We start from the raw sequence: 20,088 nt of genomic DNA on the forward strand, positions 1-20,088 counted from the left end.
GCCGACAAGTATACGCGGGCTTATCATCGACTTCACCCTCGAACCTTATGCGTTGCGCCGCGTCCAATCGGCATTCCCGCAAATAGTGGCCTTACGATGTTACGCATGCTTGCCCTGCTCCTCCCTTTATTAGCCACTGGCCTGGCCCAGGCGGCCCCTGTCGTGCTGCAACGGCCGATCAGCCTGGACACCGGCAGCGGCGAGCTGTTCGGCACCCTGCTGCTGCCGCAATCGAGCAAGCCGGTGCCGGTGGTGTTGATCATCGCCGGCTCCGGCCCCACCGACCGCGACGGCAACAACCCCGATGGCGGGCGCAACGACAATCTGCGCCGCCTGGCCCTGATGCTGGCCAGCAATAACATCGCCAGCGTGCGCTACGACAAGCGCGGCGTGGCCGCCAGTCACCCCGCCACCCCGGATGAGCGCAACCTGAGCTTCGACCATTACGTCGCCGACGCCGTGGCCTGGAGCCAGAAACTCAAGACCGACCCGCGCCTGGGCCCATTGATCCTGCTGGGTCATAGCGAAGGTGCACTGGTAGCGACCCTGGCAGCAGAAAAAAGCGGCGCGGCGGCGGTGATTTCCGTGGCGGGCACCGGTCGTCCGGTGGATCAGGTCCTGCGCGAACAGCTCAAGGAGCGCATGCCGCCGCCGTTGCTGCAACGCAGTGAACAATTGCTGAGCAGCCTCAAGGCGGGCAAGACCGACGACAATGTCCCGGACGAATTGCAGGTGCTGTTCCGCCCCAGTGTGCAGCCGTACCTGATCTCGCTGTTTCGCCAGGACCCGGCGGCCGCGTTCGGCCAACTGCGCGTCCCGGCGCTGATCATTCAGGGCCGCAACGATATCCAGGTAGGTGTGCGGGATGCCGAACTGCTGCACAAGGCCAATCCCAAGGCCGAACTGGCGCTGATCGACGGCATGAACCATGTCATGCGTATCGTGCCCGATGACATCAAACAGCAACTGGCCTCCTATAAGAATCCGGATCTACCCTTGGCCAGCCAACTGTCCCAGCGGATCCTGCGCTTTATTGGTGCGTTGCCGGCGGTCTGAGCGAAGTTTTTGACGCCAGCAAAACCTGCGCGCCCTTCAGATTCCGTCAACGTGGCCGATAATGGGGAACTGGCATCGTGTTTGCTCCGTAATGCCTTGGACAGGATCGTCGTTAATGACTGAAGCAAATCCCATGACCGAAACCGCCGAAGCCGAAGCCACACCCGAAGTCGAAGCCACTCCCAAGCTGTGGGACGACGTGCAGCCCGAGATTTTCCAGATGCTGCGCCTGGCGCCCTTGCAGACGGATCGGGCCACCGGTGGCCGACCGCTGCGTTTCGTCCAGTTCGGCAAGGCCGAGCGCCACAGCAAGGAAACCAGCCTGCTGCGCATGAATATCCAGCTGCCAGGCCAGCGTGTGCGCCGCGAACAGAACAACCTGGATGTCTGGGTCGATCATGTCACCCGCATTGTCAGCTTTGGCCCCGCCTCCGGCATCCAGATCGAACCCTGGAACCGTGGTATCGGCCGTTTCCTCATTGCCCAGGCCATCCACTGGACGCAAAAGCGTTGGGCCACCTATCGCATCGAAGGCTTTGACCTGGCGAGCAAGGACGGCCTCAACGAAGACACCCGCCTGCGCCGCGACCACTTCCTGCGCACCCGCGGTTTCGAGGTCGGCTATGCCGACGCCCAGCACCTCAAGGGCAGCGTCAAGGAAGTCCAGGTTGGCAATCTGAACAACACCTGGAACAACGACAAAGTGCAGATCATCGAAATTCTCGAAGCCTCGCAGATGCTCGAGAAAGCCGAACAGAATATGAAGGAACAGGAAGTCCAGATTCGCCAGCACGAAGAAAAGGTCGGCAAGTACAAGCGCGAAGACAGCAGCCTGCGCTTTACCATCGCTTGCCTGGTGACCTTTGCCGTGTTCCAGGCCGGGTTATTGATCTGGATTGCGACGCACCGCTGAATGTTCTCTGAATGATAAGTGGGACCGGCTTTAGCCGGGAAGACATAGGTATGATCGATACATCTATATCGCCTGTCATAGCGTCTTCCCGGCTAAAGCCGGTCCCACATGATTAGCCGCCTTCTTCAGTAAGCCGCCACCAACCCATCCTTGCGCGGATCGGTGCCGCCGACATAGCCATGCGCGGTGCGCTGAATGATCTGCGCGCCGCCAAAGGCAAATACCCCGCTCGGCTCTTCTATATCAACGTCGTGGCCCTTGGCTCGCAGTTCTTCCACCACCAGCCGGTCAAACGAGCGCTCCACCGCGACTTTCAGCCCGGCTTCGAGCCTCCAGCGTGGTGCATCGGCGGCCGCTTGCGGATTCTGCTTGTAGCGCAGGATGCGCATCATCATCTGCAAGTGCCCCTGAGCCTGCATCGGCCCGCCCATCAACCCAAACGACATCAATGGCGTGCCGTCGGCGTTCATCACGAAGCCAGGAATGATGGTGTGGAAAGGCCGCTTGCCCGGCGCAACGACGTTCACATGCGCAGGATCCAGGCTGAAACCGGCACCGCGGTTCTGCAGGCTGATACCCGTGCCGGGCACGACAACACCGGAGCCGAAGCCCATGTAGTTGGACTGAATGAACGAGACCATCATGCCGCTCTCGTCCGCCGCCGACAGATACACCGTGCCGCCCGCTTTCGGCGAGCCGTGACCGGGGTTGGCGGCCTGTTCGGTGACCAGCGCGGCACGTTCCTTCAGATAAACCGGGTCGAGCAACTGTTCGGAGCGCAAACGCATGTGGTCGTTGTCGGCCACGTGTTCGTTGAGGTCGGCCAGGGCCAGCTTCATCGCTTCGAGGACCGGGTGAACCGTGGCGATACTGTCTACCGGATACTCACCGACACCCAGCGCCTCAAGCATGGTCAGGCCGGACAGCGTGGCAATGCCCTGACCGTTGGGCGGCAGTTCGTGCACCACGGCGCCGGCATAGGGCACCGACAGGGTCTCGATCCAGTCAACCCTGTGGCTGGCCAGATCCGCAAGACTCATTACGCTGCCGTTGGCATTGGCGTGGGCGATGATGGCCCGGGCCAGTTCGCCACGGTAGAACGACTCGCCCTTGGTCTCGGCAATCGATTGCAGGGTCTTGGCGTGATCCGTGAGCTTGATCTTCTCGCCCGCCTTCGGCGCCTTGCCCCCCGGCAGGAAGCATTCGGCAAAGCCCGGTTGATCCTTGAGCAGCCCGGCACCACGGCGCCACAGTTCGGCGATGATCGGCGTGACCTGATAACCGTCGCGGGCATAACCGATGGCAGGCTCGGCCAGCGTGGCAAACGGCAACTTGCCGTAGCGCTCGGACAACGCGACCCAGGCCGACACCGCGCCGGGCACTGTCACGGCGCCCCAGCCACGCTGCGGCATTTCTTTCTGGCCGTCGAAAAATGCCGGTGTCCAGCCCTGTGGCGAGCGACCGGATGCATTCAGACCCTGCAACTTTTTGCCGTCCCAGACGATAGCGAACGCATCGCTGCCGATACCGCAACCGGTCGGCTCGACCACCGTCAGCACCATGGCCGCGGCAATCGCTGCGTCGACGGCGTTGCCGCCCTTGCGCAGCATGTCCAGGCCGGCCTGTGCCGCCAATGGCTGCGAGCAGGCGACCATGTTGTTGCCCATCACCGGCGAGCGGGCGGACGCGTAGGGTTGGCTGTAATCCAGATCATCGAACATGAAAGGGCTCTCTTTGGGCAGTGATCAGCTTTTAGGGTCCAGGGCGTCACGCAAACCGTCGCCCAGGAGGTTGAAACACAGGACGGTGATGTAGATCGCCACACCCGGCGCAATCGACATCCACGGTGCCTGCTCCATGAAATTCTTCGCGGTATTGAGCATCGAGCCCCAGGACGGTGAAGGCGGCTGCTGGCCCAGGCCGAGGAACGACAGGCTGGCTTCGGCAAGAATGGCCGAGGCAATGGTCAGGGTCGCCTGTACCACCAACGGCGACATCACGTTGGGCAGCACGTAGCGCAGGATGATCCAGCGATCAGGCAAGCCAATGGCCCGGGCGCCTTCCAGATAATCCTCATGGCGGATTGCCAGGACCTGGCCACGGGTCAGGCGGGAAAAGATCGGCATGGCCGACAGACCGATGGCAATCATGGCATTGGTCAGGCTCGGCCCGAGGAACGCGCCCAGAGCGATTGCCAGTACCAGGAACGGACAGGACAGCAGAGCTTCCATAATCCGCGAAATGATCGCGTCCAGTTTGCCGCCAAAGTAACCGGCGATCAGGCCAAGGGGCACGCCAATGACCATGGCGATGGCCACCGAAACGCCCCCGGCCAGCAACGAACTGCGCGCGCCCCACAGCAGGCGGGAAAACAGGTCGCGACCCAGTTCGTCAGTGCCCAGCCAGTACATCAGCGACGGCGCCTTGCGCACCGCAAGGAAATTGGCCTTGAGCGGGTCGTAAGGGGCAATCCACGGCGCCAGCAGCGCCGCCAGAATGAATACCAGCAACACCCCTGTGCCGATCACCGCGCCTTTATTGGCGAGGAACTTGCGCACGAACGGTGAACGCGTACGGGGTTTCAGGGCGGTATCCGTGGCCTTTGCCGCCAGCGGAGCGATTAAAGTCATCAGGCAGTCCTCAGGCGCGGGTTGATCATGCGGTAGAGCACATCGGCCAGCAGATTCAGGAGCAGGAAGCCAATGGCTACACACAGCACCACGCCCTGCACCACGGCGTAGTCGCGGTTGAACACGGCATCGACAATCATCTTGCCGAAGCCGGGAATACTGAAAACCTGCTCGGTCAGCACCGCGCCGCCGAGCAATTCGCCAAACAGCAGCGTGGTCAGGGTGACGATGGGCATCAACGCATTGCGCAGTGCATGCTTGAGAATCACCGTGCGCGGGAACAGCCCCTTGGCCCGGGCCGTGCGCACGTAATCGGCGCGCAGCACCTCGAGCATGGCGCTGCGGGTGTGACGCATCAGCACCCCGGACAGCCCGGCACCGAGCACAAAAGCAGGCAGCACCAGGGTTTTCAGGTTCTGCCCGATGTCCTCAGCCAAAGGCACGAAGCCCGACGCCGGTAACCATTGCAGCTTCACGGCAAAAATCATGATCAGCAGAATGCCCAGCCAGAAGTGCGGTATCGAGATGCCGGACAACGCCACCACGTTGGCTCCGTAATCGACCGCCGTGCCTTTGCGCACGGCGGAAATCACCCCGGTGGGAATGCCGATCAGCAACGCAATGATCAAGGCCAGTACCGCCAGCTCGATGGTCACCGGCAGCTTGGAGGCGAGCAGCGTGGTCACCGGCTGTTCGGTACGCAGCGAGGTGCCGAAGTCGCCTTGCAGCACGTTGCCGACCCAATGGATGTACTGCAGCGGCACCGGATCGTTGAGCCGGTATTTGTCCCGCAGGTATTCCATAACCGCCGGGTCGCGCTCCTCCCCCGCCATTGCCAGCACCGGGTCACCCGGCAGCAGTTTCTGCAGGGTGAAGACGAACAGCGAGACCAGGATCAGCGTGGGGATGGCGCTGAACAGGCGTCTGAAGATGAAGGTCAGCATGCGCATACCTCTACCGATGTGGGAGCGAGGCTTGCCCGCGAAGGCGTCAAGTCAGACGACGGATATGTCGTCCGATAAACCGGTTCGCGGGCAAGCCACGCTCCCACAAGGTCCCAATGCGGGGTACAAATCATTTAAAGGCCACATCAGCCAGGCGAATCAGGCCATCCGGATTCGGCACAAACCCGCTGATAGTGCTTTTCATGGCGATGATGCGCGGGTCGAAATACAGGTAGCTGGTCGGTACATCGCTGGCGAGCAGGCGCAGCGCTTCAAAATACAGGGCCTGACGCTGCGCCTGATCGTTGACCGTACGTGCCTTGTTCAGTAACTCGTCGAGTTTCGGGTCGCAGAAGTGGCCGTCATTCTGGCCGCCCTTACAGGTCACGAATTGATGAATGTCACCGTCCGGATCAGGCCGACCCGACCAGGCGCTCATGCCGATCTGGAAGTTGCCGGCCTGTTGTTCGCTGAGCAGCGTGGCGTATTCGGTGGCAATCAGGTTGACCTTGAAGCCCGCTTCTTCGGCCATCGCCTGGATAATCTGGCCGACCTGTTGCGCAATCGGATTATTGGCCACTTTCAGTTCGACACTCAGAGGCAGCTTGACCCCGGCTTCAGCCAACAGTTTCTTGCTTTGTTCGATGTCACGGGTCGGGATCGGCAGGTCCTTATCGTAGTAAGGGCTGCTTTTCGGGAATGGCTGGGCGCTCGGTGCATAGAGGCCTTCGAAGACCACCTGATTGATCGCATCGCGGTCGATGGCCAGCTCAAAAGCCTTGCGCACGCGCTTGTCCTGACCCATCGGCGTCTTGGATTTCTCGCCGTTATCGGTGTTGTACATCAGCTGCATATAGCCAAGCCCAGGGGTGTTGAATACCTGTAGCTTGCTGTCGGCCTTGGCGGTCTTCACGTCGGTCGGTGCCACGCGTTCGATGATGTCCAGGTCACCCGAACGCAGATTGGCCAGACGCACCGAGGTGTCGGGAATCGGCAGGAAGATCACCTTGTCGAAATGGTAGGCCTGCTTGTTCCAGTAATTGTCGAAGCGCTCCAGGACAATGCGGTCCTGCTGCACCCGCTGCACGAACTTGTACGGCCCGGAGCAGATCGGCTTAGAACCCACTTCAGTGGCCGAGGCCTTGGGCGCCAGCATCATCCCGGCACGGTCGGACAGCTGCGAGATCAGCGTGGCATCGGGCTGTTTGACCTTGATCGCCACCGTCTTCGCATCGATTACCTCGACGCTTTCCACCGACGCCAGCTCGCTCTTGCGCAGCGAGTCCGGCAGGGTGCGGGCGCGGTCCAGGTTGAACTTCACCGCAGCAGCGTCGAACACCTCACCGTCGTGGAAGGTCACGCCGTCGCGCAGGCTCATGGTCAGGGTCTTGCCGTCTTCGCTCCAGCTCCACGAGGTTGCCAGTTGCGGCACGTAGGTCAGGTTCGGGCTGATATCCACCAGTTTGTCGCACAGCGCGGTGTAGACCAGGCGGCCCGAATAGGTCCGCGAGCGATGCGGGTCGAGTACATCAGGGTCATCCTGAATGCCGATACGCAGCGTGGTTTCGGCAAAAGCGGCATTGGCAGCGAGCAGTAAAAGCGTTCCTGTCATCAGGTGTGCGAACTTCATGGCTGACTCTCCAGAGATAGGGCTTGATGGCTTTTGAACAGATTCAGGCGTTGGCTGTAGGCCGCGCCAGGCGTCGGCACCACCAGTGAACCGGCCCCGGCGTTGGCGATCTCGCGCCAGTAATGACAGGCGACCTGGCGCCCGGCTTCGACGCTTTCGAACAGCGGCTTGACCTCACGGCACAACGGCCGCGCGTGGGGGCAACGGGTGTGGAAGCGGCAACCCGACGGCGGTTTGCTCGGGCTGGGCATGTCGCCACCCAGCAGCGGACGTGGATGGCGCAGATCGGGATGGCTGACTGGCACGGCGGCCATCAATGCCTGGGTATAGGGATGCAGAGGTGTTTCGAACAGTTCGTTGACCGGTGCCAGTTCGACGATCTCGCCCAGGTACATCACCGCCACGCGGTCGCTCATGTGACGAATCACCGCGAGGCCGTGGGCAACGATCACCAGGGTCAGGCCAAACTGATGCTTGAGGTCTTCCAGCAGGTTGACCACCTGGGCCTGTACCGAAACGTCCAGGGCGGACACCGGCTCGTCGCCGAGAATCAGCCGTGGCTCGGAAGCCAGGGCGCGGGCAATGCCGATGCGCTGGCGCTGGCCGCCGGAAAATTCGTGGGGGTAGCGACTGCCGTGCTCCGGCGCCAGGCCCACCGTGCGCAGCAGTTCGGCGACTTTGTCTTGCCGCGCGCTACGGCTGTCGTCCCGGTGCAGCCAGATCGGCTCGCCGACAATCGCCTCGACGCTCATGCGCGGATTCAACGAGGCGAAGGGGTCTTGAAAGATGATCTGTAAGTCACGCCGTACCTGACGCAGCTTGTCGGGCGGCAGATTGGCCAGGTTGCGCCCTTCGTAAATCACGTCGCCCGCAGTGGGTTTGAGTAGATTCAACAGCAGCCGGCCAAGGGTCGACTTGCCCGAACCGGACTCCCCCACCAACGCCAGGGTCTCGCCCCGGCGCACGGCCAGGGACACTTCGTTGACGGCTTGTACAGGCGGCTTCTTGCGCTGAAACAGACCGGCTTCGCTGCTGAAATGCTTGCTCAGGGCGATGCTTTCCAGAATCGGCTTATGCACATCAAGACGCTGATCAGGATGGCTTTCGGGCTGGCTCATGCACTGACTCCAAGATGCTGCTCCAGAGGAACGCGAATACAGGCAGCGAAATGCCCCGGCGAGACTTCAAGCAACGGCGGACGCGCTTCACGGCAGGCCGCGATAACGAACGGGCAGCGACCGGCGAAGCGACAACCCGCTGGCATCTCAGCCGGCGTTGGCACACGACCGTTGATGGTGGCAAGGCGCCCTTCGCGCGGGCCTATGGATGGCATCGAGCCCATCAGGCCAATGGTGTAAGGGTGTTGCGGATCATCGAACAGGGTCTTCACCGTGCCACTTTCAACCACTTGCCCGGCGTACATGACCATGACGTCGTCGGCCACTTCGGCGACCACGCCGAGGTCATGGGTGATCAGGATCATCGACGTGCCGGTCTCGGCCTGCAGATTGGCCACCAAGGCAAGGATTTGCGCCTGAATGGTCACGTCCAGGGCAGTGGTCGGTTCGTCGGCAATGATCAGCGCCGGGTCGTTGGCGAGTGCCATGGCAATCATCGCGCGCTGACGCATGCCGCCCGAGAGTTCATGGGGATAGGCATCCAGACGCTGCGCGGCGTCGGGTACGCGGACCTTTTCCAGCATCAGCAAGGCGCGTTGCCGGGCGTCCTTGCTGGAAAGGCCCTGATGGCGCATCACGCTTTCGGCGATCTGTTCGCCAATGGTGAACACCGGGTTGAGGGAGGTCATGGGCTCCTGGAAAATCATCGCCATGCGATTGCCGCGCACGTCCAGCAGACGCTCGGCGGACATACCCAACAGGGTTTCATCCAACAGGCTGGAAGTACTGGCCTCGACGCTGGCGGTGTCCGGCAACAGCCCCATCAGCGCCATCGAGGTGACGCTTTTGCCGCAGCCGGACTCACCGACAATCGCCAGGGTCTTGCCCGGTTGCACCGAGAAGGACACGCCATCGACCACATTGGCCGGTGCGCCCTTGAAACGCACGGTGAGCTGGCTGACGCTCAGTACCGGGCCGCAGCTGTTTCGCTGTTGCTGACTCATAAGCTCGCCTCGAGGTCCTGATGGATAACGTTGTCCAGCGCCTGCTGCAAGGCGCGTAAATGACCGCGCATGGCGGTGGCGGCCTTGACCGGGTCACGGCTTTCGATGGCGCCGACGATGTCGTCGTGGTCGTGGCTGTAGGTGTCCAGGCGATCGGCATTGCGCGCCCGCTGGCGCAAATCGCGCCAGGCAGGGTCGAGGCGGATGGCGTCGAGCATCTCGAAGATATCCAGCATCAGGCGGTTGCCTGCGGCTTCGGCAATGCCACGATGCAGGGCGCTGTCCCACAGCTCGATGGCTTCGGCATCGATTTCCGTGGCGTGCTGCTGACGATTAGTGCGCTCGGCAAGACGCCGTAGAATGGCCATCTGATCACCACTGGCCCGTACGGCGGCCAATGAGGCGAGAGCAGGTTCGAGGTGCAGGCGGGCCTCCATCACTTCGCTGAAATTGGTCCGGCTCGATAATTTGGCGAAACTCATTGCTGCACTTGGCGGCGTAGGCCCGACAAACGTGCCCTTGCCCTGGCGACGCCAGATCTGGCCTTCGGCCTCCAGTACCGCCAGCGCCCGCCGAATAGCCCGGCGGCTGACGCCGAAATCAACGGCCAGCTCACGCTCGGTAGGCAATGGCCGCTGAGGGAACGCCGCATGCTGGGCCACCATCTGCCGCAGGGCATCAAGGGCCAGCCTGGAAGCGTTATCGTGATCGGCGTCAGTCTCGGACCTTTGCATCATGGTTTCTCGTGACAGGCTTTAAGAACATTAAAAACACGGGTCAGCACACCGCGTTGCGCTGTCAGGATGAGTGCAATAGCGATGCCAATGGAAATTGGTTCAGCCGCTTTTTCAACATGGCGACGGGTGAAGAGGAGTAAGCGAGGTGGCTCGGGCCAATCAGCAAAGGTTCGGGGGATTGGTCCGGGAGGGGATAGAGGATTGGTTCAGCAGCAGGCGAACCAATTTTTGCGGGGTATCAGCAAGATGCCTGATTATGGGTCGGGTGCATTGTTAAAGCGCATCGCCAACATCGGAGCAGGCATCAATATTGGGAGCAGTTGTGGGCGAATTCATTCGCGAAGAGGCCGGTAAATCCAATAAATTTCATCGCCTGTAATAATGCCTTCGCGAATGAATTCGCTCCACAGAACACATTCCCTTGAAGGATCCGCTCCTCTATAGAATTCAGTCCCTTACAGGATTCGCTCCCACAATTCATTGCCCAAAAATTTCGTGCCCATCAAACCCGCGCAGCAAACACCGCCTGATGCTCACGGCATTGCGCCGCGCTGAGCATGAACACGCCGTGGCCGCCGCGCTGGAAGTCCAGCCAGTGGAAATCGACTTCCGGGTACAGCGCCTGGACATGTACCTGGGTATTGCCCACTTCGACGATCAGCAAGCCCTTCTCGGTCAAGTGATTGGCGGCCTCGCTCAACATGCGACGCACCAGATTCAGGCCATCATCGCCGCAGGCCAGCGCCAGTTCCGGTTCGTGCTGGTACTCGTCTGGCATGTCGGCGAAGTCTTCGGCATCGACATAGGGCGGGTTGGAGACGATCAGGTCGAACAATTGGCCGGGCAAGCCTTCAAAGCCATCACCCTGCACGGTAAAGACCCGGCCTTCCACGCCATGGCGCTCGATGTTCTGGTTGGCCACTTCCAGGGCGTCATAGGACAGATCCGACAACACCACCTCGGCTTCAGGGAACTCGTCGGCACACGCGATACCTATGCAGCCGCTGCCGGTGCACAAGTCGAGAATGCGTGCAGGCTCGCCATCCAGCCAAGGCGCGAAGTGGCTCTCGATCAGCTCGGCGATGGGCGAACGCGGGATCAGCACACGGTCGTCGACAATGAACGACATGCCGCAGAACCAGGCTTCGCCCAGCAGATAAGGCGTCGGCACGCGTTCGTCGACGCGGCGGGCAATCAAACGCTGCAGGTCGGCGATTTCGTCAACCTCCAGGCGGCAATCCAGATAGCTGTCGGCGATTTCCCAAGGCAGGTGCAACGCCCCCAGAATCAACTGCCGGGCGTCATCCCAGGCGTTGTCGGTGCCGTGACCGAAAAACAGGTCTTCTTCATGAAAACGGCTGACGGCCCATCGAATGTGGTCACGCAGGGTGCGCAGACGGGAATTGATCACGGGCAAGCTCCTTGGAGAAAACGACAGTCGATTCTAACAGCCGGACCAGCGACAAACGATGCCTTAATGGCATGATTGATTGCGGCTCCCGCAACTGCTAGTTTCGTCCACCGATGCGCCACTAGCAAATCGCCATCACCTGCTTTTTTGCCCGCCTCGGGTGCGACAAAAACGCGGGATATCACCGTTGCCATTCCCAGAACAGCTCTGCCGGGGGACAATGCGGCAAAAGCCCTACTCAAAGGAGCCCCAGATGTCCGATTTAAAGACCATGTTCCAACTCAGCGGCAAGGGTTATGCCCCGGCCAATTTGAGTCATGCCACTCTGATCATCATTGACGCCCAGAAGGAATACCTCAGCGGCCCCCTGGCCCTGACCGGCGTCAAAGAAGCCGTTGCCAATATCAGCAGCCTGGTCGACGCCGCCCGCGCCGCCAAGCGTCCGGTGATCCACATTCGCCACCTGGGCACCGTCGGCGGCCTGTTCGATCCTCAGGGCGAACGCGGCGAGCTGATGAACGAACTGCTGCCGGTAGACGGTGAATACGTCATCGAAAAGCGTCTGCCCAACGCCTTCCAGGACACTGGCCTGCACCAGAAGCTGCAGGAGCTCGGCACCGTTGACCTGATTGTCTGTGGCTTCATGAGCCATTCGAGTATCAGCACCACCGTGCGCGCCACCAAGGACTACGGCTATCGCTGCACTCTGGTGGAAGATGCCTGCGCCACCCGCGACCTGCCAAACAAAGGCGGCGTGATCAGCGCTGAGGTCGTACATCAGACCGAAATGGCAATCATGGCCGACAACTTTGCCACCCTGGCCCTGACCAAAGACCTGATTTGACCGATTGCCCGTGCATCTCGGGCAATGGTATCCGCCAGCAGGTTATGTGAACCCGCTCACATAACCGCCTATCCGTTAATCCCGGCATTTGCCCGCAGACTCCGGAAAAACGGGAACCACCGGGTCATATCCCGGTCAGAGCGCCGATAGATCTGGAGGAAAGTCGAAATGAAAGTATCCGATGGTTTCGATGCCCGACGCCTGCGCCCAAGGGGCTCCGGCAGTTGGCGGATGCGTATCGTTGCGACCTTCGCCGCCCTGCTCGCAGCCTTCGGCATCCTGCTGATCGTGGCCGGAGTTTCCAGCCTGATCGGCCATCCCCAGGCCCTGGGCGAACTCAATGCCAGCCCGGCTGGCGCGGCGGTCATCGCCGTCGGTGGCCTGTTTACGCTGTACGTAGGCGTGTGGATATGGCGCCGCAGTCGCCGCCGCCAGCGTCGTCAGGGCGATCTGAGCCTGTCGCCGCACTTGATGAAAAAGCACGATTAAGCCCCACCCGCCTCTCCCTCCGACGTTTTAGTTGCGCCCAGGTCGCCACGACCCGGTTAAACTAGCCCGCTACGCGGAGGCCCCATGCAAGACGACGACTTTTCCCTGTTTCGATCTGAAACCCGCGGCATCAAGCCGCTCAAGCAACAGCACGCCGACGTGGGCAAGCCCCGTACTGATCGCAAGAATCTGGCAAAACTGCGCCAGGCTGCCACCGTGCGCACCGATTCGGTCACTGTGGACGGCTTGTCGGACCAGTTTGTCATCGATGTCGGCCCGGAAGATGTCTTGCATTGGTCGCGCGATGGCGTGCAGGAAGGCCAGATGCGCAAGCTCAAGCTGGGTCAGATCAGCTTCGAGGGCAGCCTCGACCTGCATGGCATGAGCGTGGAAATGGCCCGGGAAACCCTGTGGACCTTCCTCGCTGAAGCCACCAGGCTGGAAATTCGCTGCGTACGGGTGACCCATGGCAAGGCCGTACGCCTGGATGGCAAACGGCCGATGATCAAGAGCCACGTCAACACCTGGTTGCGCCAGCACCCGCAGGTGCTGGGCTTTTGCTCATGCCTGGCCAAGCATGGCGGCGCAGGCGCGCTCTATGTGATGCTCAAGCGGACCATGATGGAAGGCCGCGACGAATAACTCCCTGCCTCAACGTGGGCCTCCGTAGTAGCCGCCCCCATGGGGGCCACCGTCAAAACGGTGATCGCCGTGCCAGCCCCCTCCGTGGTGCGGCCCCCAGAACGGAAAACATCCGGACAGGGAAGCCAGTACGGCAATGACCATTGACACTTTTGCGATTCGACTCAACATTTCAAACACTCTCTTTGCGGCAGGTATTACTTACCTGAAACATCTGACCGCGAGATCCCGGCGATCCACGTAGGCACTTGGTAAAGGTTGGGTAAACAACTCGATACAATTGTCCCAGGCGGTCCTGAGCATCGGTTTGTCGGCCAGCGAACTTACCCTGCCCGCAGGCGTACGTTACTATGTACGACTTGGCGAGGGCCCTGCCCTCGCGTTCATCGACATCCACACGGAAACACAGCCCTGTGACACTGGAACAGAATTACACCGAGATCCTTGGCCAACTGGGCGAGGACGTCTCCCGCGAAGGCCTGCTCGACACGCCAAAACGCGCCGCCAAAGCGATGCAGTACCTGTGCCGCGGTTACCAGCAGACGCTCGAAGAAGTCACCAATGGCGCGCTGTTCAGCTCCGACGCCAGCGAGATGGTGATGGTCAAGGACATCGAGCTGTATTCGTTGTGTGAGCACCATCTGCTGCCGTTCATCGGCAAGGCCCATGTGGCCTACATCCCCAATGGCAAGGTGCTGGGCCTGTCGAAGGTCGCACGCATCGTCGACATGTTCGCCCGTCGCCTGCAGATCCAGGAAAACCTCAGCCGCCAGATCGCCGAGGCGATCCAGCAGATCACCGGCGCTCTGGGCGTGGCCGTGGTTATCGAAGCCAAGCACATGTGCATGATGATGCGCGGTGTGGAAAAGCAGAATTCGTCGATGATCACTTCGGTGATGCTGGGCGAGTTCCGCGAAAACGCCGCGACCCGCAGCGAATTTCTCAGCCTGATCAAGTAACCACCCAGGCAGTCCCCGCGCCGTGGCCCTGGTCACGGCGCACGTGTTTCCCAGCGAGGCTCTACCGTGTTCATGAAGGCATTAAGGGTTGGTCTTGGCCAACTGGTCATTCTGATCGACTTCCTTACCCGTCCGGCAAAGAAAAAGCGCAGCCCCGACGCTCAGGCGGCGGTCGAGCAATCGGCCAAGGACCTGACCCTGTATCAGTTCAACGGCTGCCCGTTCTGCGTCAAGACCCGCCGCACCCTGCGCCGTCTCAACGTGCCCGTGGCCCTGCGCGATGCCAAGAACAGTGAGATCGATCGCCAGGCCCTGCTTGAGCAAGGCGGCAAGATCAAAGTGCCATGCCTGCGTATCGAGGAAGGTGACAAGACCGTATGGATGTACGAATCCAAGGTCATTATCGATTACCTGAACCAGCGCTTCGCAGCCGTCTGAAACATCGTCAACCGATCAGTTCGGACACATGTCCTGGCGGCAGGCGACGTATTTCTTAAGCTGCTCGATGCGTAGTTTGGTCTGCTCGGTCTCGCAACTGAATTGCAGCAGCGCCCAGATTGAGCCGGAGTCTTCGCGCGGGCCGACCTGATACAGGCAATCGGCATCGCGCAGGGCGATCCACTTGCGCTGGGCGTCCTTGAACGCCGCCTTGGTCTTGGCATCCTGCAGGTAATCCATTTGAGTCTTGTAGAGCTCGTTGAGCTCTTTGTCGGCAGCCTTGAAGTCATTGGCCGCACAGACGTTCATGGCCGCCTGGTTCGAATCACAATCCTGCCCCAACGCCGCACCGCTGCCCGCCAGGGCGATCAACGCGGCGACGCCCTTCATCCAGTTACCCATAAAACTGCTCCCTCGTGCTGATAAAGCCGCGCAGGCTAATGACAAAGCGCAGCGGGGGCAAAGCATGCACTTGTTACCTGATGTGTGACGGACAGACTCACCGACCCTGTAGGAGCGGCTCCAGCCGCGAGGACGTCTCCCGGCTAAAGCCGGTCCTACAGGTACAGCGGGCCGCACTTCAATCCAGCATCCCGACATACCCCGGCTGCTGACTGACCCGCTCCAGCCATTGCTGAATGGCCGGATAGGCCGCCAGGTCAAAACCGCCTTGGTGGGCCACATGGGTATAGGCATACAGCGCAATGTCGGCGATGGAGAACGTATCGCTGACCAGAAACGGCGTGCGCTTGAGCTGTTGCTCCATGACATTCAGTGCCCGGTAACCGGCCTTGTGCATCTTGCGGTACTCGGCCAGGCGCTCTTCCGGCAACCCCAGATAGAACTGAATGAAACGTGCCACCGCCACATAGGGCTCATGGCTGTATTGCTCGAAGAACTGCCATTGCAGCACCTGGGTACGCAAGCGCGGCTCGCTGGGCAGGTAATGACTGCCATCGGCGAGGAAGTTGAGAATCGCATTGGACTCCCACAGACAGGTGCCGTCTTCCAGTTCCAGCACCGGCACCTTGCCGTTGGGGTTCTTTTCCAGAAAGAATTCAGTCTCGGTCTCGCCCTTGAGAATATCGATATCGACCCACTGATACTCGGCGCCCAGCAGGTTGAGCATCAGTTTGACCTTGTAGCAGTTGCCCGAGTTGTAGTCCCCGTAAACCTTGTACATCGCCACGCTCTCCTGTGAATTCCCGAATCAGGCCGCCTGTGCCGCCTGCGCCTGTCTGATGACCGCTGCCAGCCTTTTCAGTCCTTCGTCCAGCCGAGACGGATCAATATGACTGAAATTAAGCCGCAGATAACCCGGATTCGCATCGGGGTCAGTGAAAAAAGGTTCGCCCGGCATGAAGGCCACGTCCTTGGCCAAGGCCTTGTTGAGGATCGTGCGGGTGTCGAAGCGTTGTTTGAGGGTCAGCCAAAAGAACAGGCCGCCTTGAGGGCTGTTCCATTCGGCCAGATCGCTGAAATGCTCTTGCAGGGCAGCCTCGAAGGCGTCGCGGCGCTGTCGATAGAAGTCGCGCAGCCCGGCCATATGCTCGCGATAACGCTCGGTGCCGATCCATTGCAGGGCCTGCCACTGGCCGACGCGGTTGGTGTGCAGGTCCGCCGCCTGTTTCAAGCGCAACAGGTAGGGGTACAGGTCAGCGGAGGCAATCAGAAAACCCACGCGCAGGCCCGGAGCCAGGGTTTTCGACACAGTGCCGGTGTAGATCCAGCTGGCTTTTTTCAGGCGGCTGACAATGGGCGTTGCGCTGCCGCCGTCGAAATTCAGCTCGCGATAGGGCTCGTCTTCGATCAGGGTCACACCGAACTCGTCGAGCAACGCCGCCACCGCATCGCGCCGGGCTTCGCTGTAGCGCACCGCTGACGGATTCTGAAAGGTCGGGATCAGGTAGGCGAACGCCGGCTTGTGCTGCTCCAGACGCTGACGCAGAGCGACCAGATCCGGTCCCTCGGCTTGCAGCGGCACGGTCAGACACTCGGCGCCGAACAACTGGAAAGTTTGCAGCGCGGCCAGATAGGTCGGCGCCTCAAGGAGGATCTCGGTGCCCTTGTCCAGGTAGAGCTTGGCGGCCAGATCAAGGGTCTGCTGCGAACCGTTGACGATCAGCACCTGGCTCGCCTCACAGGGCACGCCAATGGCCCGCGCTTCGGCCGCCAGGGCTTCGCGCAGCTGCGGCTCGCCTTCGCTCATGCCGTACTGGCCGATGCCGCGCGGCATTTCGGTCCAGTCGGTATGGGGCAGCATTTGCTGGGCCGGCAGGCCGCCGGCAAATGACATCACCTCCGGGCGCTGGGCCGCTGCAAGGATTTCGCGAATCAACGAGCTATTGAGACGAGTGATACGTTCGGAGAAGGCCATCAAGATCACCACTGGCAGAGACAAAGGGAAATACGTCAAACTGGTTGACCGAAACTACGATGCCGGACATAGATACGTCAATATGCTTGACCTTAAAAATTCAGCCACGCAACAAGCCGCCATGGAAGCGTTCTTCTTCGGCTACCAGGCCTTCACCGCCAAGGCCGACGAAATGCTGGCCCGGCGCGGCCTCAGCCGGGTGCATCAGCGCATCGTGTTTTTCATCGCCCGCTACCCCGGCCTGAGCGTCAAGGAACTGCTGGATGTACTGGGCGTGAGCAAGCAGGCGCTCAATGCACCGCTTCGCCAGTTACTCGGCATGGAACTGGTGCAAAGCGTTGCCCCGGACGCCGACAAGCGCAAACGCCTGCTGGGCCTGACCGCCGAAGGAGAGAAGTTCGAACAGGCGTTACGGCGCGAGCAGGTCAAGCTACTGCAACGGGTTTTCAATGAGGCCGGGCAAGAGGCCGTCGATGGCTGGCTGGCGGTGAATCAGGCGCTGGGCCAGACTTTGCAGAGCGCCTTAAAGCCCACCGACAACTAACAGTACAAAAGTGCCGCAGTGAGCAACTGCCCGCAACTGTACTGTCAAATACGTCCTTGGCTGTATTGCAAAGCCCCGTAGCCATTGCGTTTAGGCTTGGCGCCTGTCATTCGTGCCACCCAAGGAAAACCGCTGTGACCGATGCGATTCAAGCCCCGCTGCGCCCATTGACCGACTCCTCGCTGTCCGCCGTCGTCGCCGGTTTCATTGCCATGATGACCGGCTGCACCAGTTCACTGGTGCTGATGTTCCAGGCCGGCCAGGCCGCCGGGCTGACCAGCGCGCAGATTTCCTCGTGGATCTGGGCGCTGTTCATCGGCATGGCGGTGTGCAGTATCGGCCTGTCCCTGCGCTATCGCTCGCCGATCACCGTAGCCTGGTCGACGCCTGGCGCCGCGTTGCTGATCACCAGCCTGGGCGGCGTCACCTACCCTGAGGCCATCGGCGCGTTTATCACCTGTTCGGTACTGGTGATGATCTGTGGCCTGACCGGCAGCTTTGAACGCCTGGTCAAGCGCTTGCCCGCCTCCCTCGCTGCGGCCTTGCTGGCGGGAATCCTGTTCAAGATCGGCAGCGAAATCTTCGTCGCCGCGCAACACCGCACCGGCCTGGTGCTGGGCATGTTCTTCACCTACCTGATCGTCAAGCGCGTCTCGCCACGTTATGCGGTGCTGGCAGCGTTGCTGGTCGGCACGGCCTTGTCGGGCTTACTCGGCCTGCTCGACTTCAGCGGCTTCGCCCTGGAAGTGGCGGTGCCCGTGTGGACCACGCCGTCGTTTTCCCTGGCCGCAACCATCAGCATCGGCATTCCGCTGTTTGTGGTCGCCATGACCTCGCAGAACATGCCCGGCATCGCCGTACTGCGCGCCGATGGCTACATGGTGCCCGCCTCGCCGCTGATTTCCGTGACGGGTATCGCCTCCTTGCTGCTGTCGCCGTTCGGCTCCCACGGCATCAACCTGGCGGCCATCAGCGCGGCCATCTGCACCGGTCCGCACGCCCATGAAGACCGTAACAAGCGCTACACCGCAGCGGTGTGGTGCGGGATTTTCTACGGTATCGCGGCAATCTTCGGCGCGACCCTGGCCGCGTTGTTCGCCGCCTTCCCGAAGGAACTGGTGCTGTCGATTGCAGCCTTGGCGCTGTTCGGCTCGATCATGAATGGCCTGACCGTGGCCATGACCGAGCCCAAGGAGCGTGAAGCAGCGTTGATCACCTTCATGGTCACGGCTTCAGGGCTTACCCTGTTTTCCATTGGTTCGGCGTTCTGGGGGATTGTGGCGGGGGTGTTGACGCTGGTGATTCTGAATGCCCGTAAGGGCTGAAGCAGGGACTTCAAACACAGGTCCAGGGATTGAAATGATATGTGTGGGACCGGCTTTAGCCGGGAAGACAATGTGGCAGGCGATAAGCATGTATCGATCCTGCCTCTTCCCGGCTAAAGCTGGTCCGACATTTCTATTACAAGCGGAAATGCCCGACCATACCCTTCAGTTCCATCCCCAGCGAAGCCAGTTCGATGCTCGACGCCGCGTTACCCTGCATGGCCAGGGCTGACTGGTCGGCGCTGCTGCGGATACTGGTGACGCTGCGGTTGATCTCCTCGGCCACCGAGCTTTGCTCTTCGGCGGCTGCGGCGATCTGCTGGTTCATCTGTTGAATCATCGATACGGCTGCGGCGATGCTGCCCAGGGCGCTTTCGGTCTGCAGCGCATCGCTCACCGCCAGCTTGACCAATTCACCACTGCTTTGAATCTGCGCGACCGAGGCCTGCGCCCCGCTTTGCAGGCTGATGACCAAGCGTTCGATTTCTTCAGTGGACTGTTGAGTGCGCTTGGCCAAAGCCCGTACTTCGTCTGCCACGACGGCGAAGCCGCGGCCCTGCTCACCGGCACGGGCGGCTTCGATGGCGGCGTTGAGGGCCAACAGGTTGGTCTGCTCGGCAACGCTCTTGATCACACTCAGAACCTTGCCGATATTCTGGATTTCCGCGCTCAGGCTTTCGATGCCGTGGCTGGCCGAAGCCGATGAGCTGGCCAGTTGCTCAATGCGCTGCATGCTCTGGCGCACCACCATCTGGCCGCTGTCGACCTTCTCATCGGCGGTCTGGGCCGCCATCGCGGCTTCTTCGGCGTTGCGAGCGACGTCGAGCACGGTGGCGGTCATCTGATTCATGGCCGTAGCGACCTGCTCGGTTTCCTCTTTCTGACTGTTGACCTCAAGATTGGTCTGCTCGGTCACCGCTGACAGCGAGTGCGCCGAGTTGGCCAATTGTTCGATGCCTGCCTGCAGGCCGCTGACGATCTGGCTCAGCCCTGCCCCCATTTGTTGCATGGCCTGCATCATCTGACC

21 protein-coding genes are annotated in these 20,088 nt (G+C 61.0%); 9 read left to right on the forward strand and 12 right to left on the reverse strand.

The features are described 5' to 3' along the window. The first annotated feature begins 96 nt into the window (after positions 1–96). Complete coding sequence (locus tag AC1Z24_RS22840) at positions 97–1,056, forward strand: alpha/beta hydrolase (protein WP_483742824.1); 960 nt, start codon at positions 97–99, stop codon at positions 1,054–1,056. 115 nt (positions 1,057–1,171) lie between these two features. Continuing rightward, the gene (locus AC1Z24_RS22845; RefSeq protein ID WP_483742825.1) at positions 1,172–1,969 is read left to right on the forward strand and encodes a hypothetical protein; all 798 of its coding nucleotides are present in this window, start codon (positions 1,172–1,174) and stop codon (positions 1,967–1,969) included. 125 nt (positions 1,970–2,094) lie between these two features. Here the strand turns inward: AC1Z24_RS22845 and AC1Z24_RS22850 are convergent, their stop codons facing one another. The 8 genes from AC1Z24_RS22850 to prmB all read right to left on the reverse strand — a co-directional run bounded on the left by AC1Z24_RS22850 (position 2,095) and on the right by prmB (position 11,443). Next, the gene (locus AC1Z24_RS22850; RefSeq protein WP_483742826.1) at positions 2,095–3,690 is read right to left on the reverse strand and encodes a gamma-glutamyltransferase family protein; all 1,596 of its coding nucleotides are present in this window, start codon (positions 3,688–3,690) and stop codon (positions 2,095–2,097) included. Positions 3,691–3,714: 24 nt separating this feature from the next. Beyond that, a complete protein-coding gene (locus tag AC1Z24_RS22855; protein ID WP_483742827.1) occupies positions 3,715–4,599 on the reverse strand; it encodes an ABC transporter permease in 885 nt (294 codons plus the stop codon). Next, positions 4,599–5,543 carry an ABC transporter permease gene (locus AC1Z24_RS22860; protein ID WP_259102162.1) on the reverse strand — a complete coding sequence of 315 codons (945 nt, stop codon included), beginning with the start codon at positions 5,541–5,543 and terminating at the stop codon, positions 4,599–4,601. Before AC1Z24_RS22860 ends, AC1Z24_RS22855 begins: the two co-directional genes overlap by 1 nt. A 130-nt stretch (positions 5,544–5,673) precedes the next feature. Further along, positions 5,674–7,173, reverse strand: coding sequence for an ABC transporter substrate-binding protein (locus AC1Z24_RS22865; RefSeq protein ID WP_483742828.1), 1,500 nt, complete (start codon positions 7,171–7,173; stop codon positions 5,674–5,676). Beyond that, the gene (locus tag AC1Z24_RS22870; RefSeq protein WP_483742829.1) at positions 7,170–8,291 is read right to left on the reverse strand and encodes an ABC transporter ATP-binding protein; all 1,122 of its coding nucleotides are present in this window, start codon (positions 8,289–8,291) and stop codon (positions 7,170–7,172) included. The genes AC1Z24_RS22865 and AC1Z24_RS22870 overlap by 4 nt, the downstream gene beginning before the upstream one ends. After that, on the reverse strand, positions 8,288–9,295 hold the full coding sequence (locus tag AC1Z24_RS22875; protein ID WP_483742830.1) for an ABC transporter ATP-binding protein: 1,008 nt from the start codon (positions 9,293–9,295) through the stop codon (positions 8,288–8,290). Before AC1Z24_RS22875 ends, AC1Z24_RS22870 begins: the two co-directional genes overlap by 4 nt. Further along, complete coding sequence (locus AC1Z24_RS22880; protein ID WP_483746691.1) at positions 9,292–10,029, reverse strand: FadR/GntR family transcriptional regulator; 738 nt, start codon at positions 10,027–10,029, stop codon at positions 9,292–9,294. The genes AC1Z24_RS22875 and AC1Z24_RS22880 overlap by 4 nt, the downstream gene beginning before the upstream one ends. A gap of 505 nt (positions 10,030–10,534) precedes the next feature. Then, on the reverse strand, positions 10,535–11,443 hold the full coding sequence (gene prmB, locus AC1Z24_RS22885) for a 50S ribosomal protein L3 N(5)-glutamine methyltransferase (RefSeq protein ID WP_483742831.1): 909 nt from the start codon (positions 11,441–11,443) through the stop codon (positions 10,535–10,537). Between the two features lie 253 nt (positions 11,444–11,696). Between prmB and AC1Z24_RS22890 the strand changes: the two genes are divergently transcribed. The 5 genes from AC1Z24_RS22890 to AC1Z24_RS22910 all read left to right on the forward strand — a co-directional run bounded on the left by AC1Z24_RS22890 (position 11,697) and on the right by AC1Z24_RS22910 (position 14,815). Further along, positions 11,697–12,287 carry a cysteine hydrolase family protein gene (locus AC1Z24_RS22890; RefSeq protein WP_483742832.1) on the forward strand — a complete coding sequence of 197 codons (591 nt, stop codon included), beginning with the start codon at positions 11,697–11,699 and terminating at the stop codon, positions 12,285–12,287. Positions 12,288–12,455: 168 nt separating this feature from the next. Then, positions 12,456–12,776 carry a hypothetical protein gene (locus tag AC1Z24_RS22895; protein WP_259102176.1) on the forward strand — a complete coding sequence of 107 codons (321 nt, stop codon included), beginning with the start codon at positions 12,456–12,458 and terminating at the stop codon, positions 12,774–12,776. An 84-nt stretch (positions 12,777–12,860) separates the two neighbouring features. Next, positions 12,861–13,418 (forward strand): Smr/MutS family protein, encoded by a 558-nt coding sequence (locus tag AC1Z24_RS22900; RefSeq protein ID WP_483742833.1) that lies wholly within the window; start codon positions 12,861–12,863, stop codon positions 13,416–13,418. Positions 13,419–13,831: 413 nt separating this feature from the next. Continuing rightward, positions 13,832–14,377, forward strand: a complete 546-nt coding sequence (folE, locus tag AC1Z24_RS22905) for a GTP cyclohydrolase I FolE (protein WP_413306032.1) — start codon at positions 13,832–13,834, stop codon at positions 14,375–14,377. Positions 14,378–14,443: 66 nt separating this feature from the next. Continuing rightward, positions 14,444–14,815, forward strand: a complete 372-nt coding sequence (locus AC1Z24_RS22910) for a glutaredoxin family protein (protein ID WP_483742834.1) — start codon at positions 14,444–14,446, stop codon at positions 14,813–14,815. A 15-nt stretch (positions 14,816–14,830) separates the two neighbouring features. On the opposite strand, the gene AC1Z24_RS22915 is transcribed toward AC1Z24_RS22910, so the two are convergent. From AC1Z24_RS22915 to AC1Z24_RS22925, 3 genes are all read right to left on the reverse strand, one after another. Then, positions 14,831–15,217, reverse strand: a complete 387-nt coding sequence (locus AC1Z24_RS22915) for a lysozyme inhibitor LprI family protein (protein WP_483742835.1) — start codon at positions 15,215–15,217, stop codon at positions 14,831–14,833. A gap of 178 nt (positions 15,218–15,395) precedes the next feature. Further along, positions 15,396–15,998 (reverse strand): glutathione S-transferase family protein, encoded by a 603-nt coding sequence (locus tag AC1Z24_RS22920; protein WP_259102189.1) that lies wholly within the window; start codon positions 15,996–15,998, stop codon positions 15,396–15,398. Positions 15,999–16,025: 27 nt separating this feature from the next. After that, positions 16,026–17,192, reverse strand: coding sequence for an aminotransferase-like domain-containing protein (locus AC1Z24_RS22925; RefSeq protein ID WP_483742836.1), 1,167 nt, complete (start codon positions 17,190–17,192; stop codon positions 16,026–16,028). A gap of 82 nt (positions 17,193–17,274) precedes the next feature. Between AC1Z24_RS22925 and AC1Z24_RS22930 the strand changes: the two genes are divergently transcribed. Beyond that, positions 17,275–17,736 carry a MarR family transcriptional regulator gene (locus AC1Z24_RS22930; protein WP_483742837.1) on the forward strand — a complete coding sequence of 154 codons (462 nt, stop codon included), beginning with the start codon at positions 17,275–17,277 and terminating at the stop codon, positions 17,734–17,736. Between the two features lie 134 nt (positions 17,737–17,870). Continuing rightward, on the forward strand, positions 17,871–19,061 hold the full coding sequence (locus AC1Z24_RS22935) for a benzoate/H(+) symporter BenE family transporter (protein WP_259102196.1): 1,191 nt from the start codon (positions 17,871–17,873) through the stop codon (positions 19,059–19,061). 136 nt (positions 19,062–19,197) lie between these two features. Here AC1Z24_RS22935 and AC1Z24_RS22940 read toward each other — a convergent pair whose 3' ends face one another. Then, positions 19,198–20,082, reverse strand: a complete 885-nt coding sequence (locus AC1Z24_RS22940; protein ID WP_483746692.1) for a methyl-accepting chemotaxis protein — start codon at positions 20,080–20,082, stop codon at positions 19,198–19,200. Positions 20,083–20,088: the final 6 nt, after the last annotated feature.

It is taken from the genome of Pseudomonas sp. JL23, from assembly GCF_056933585.1.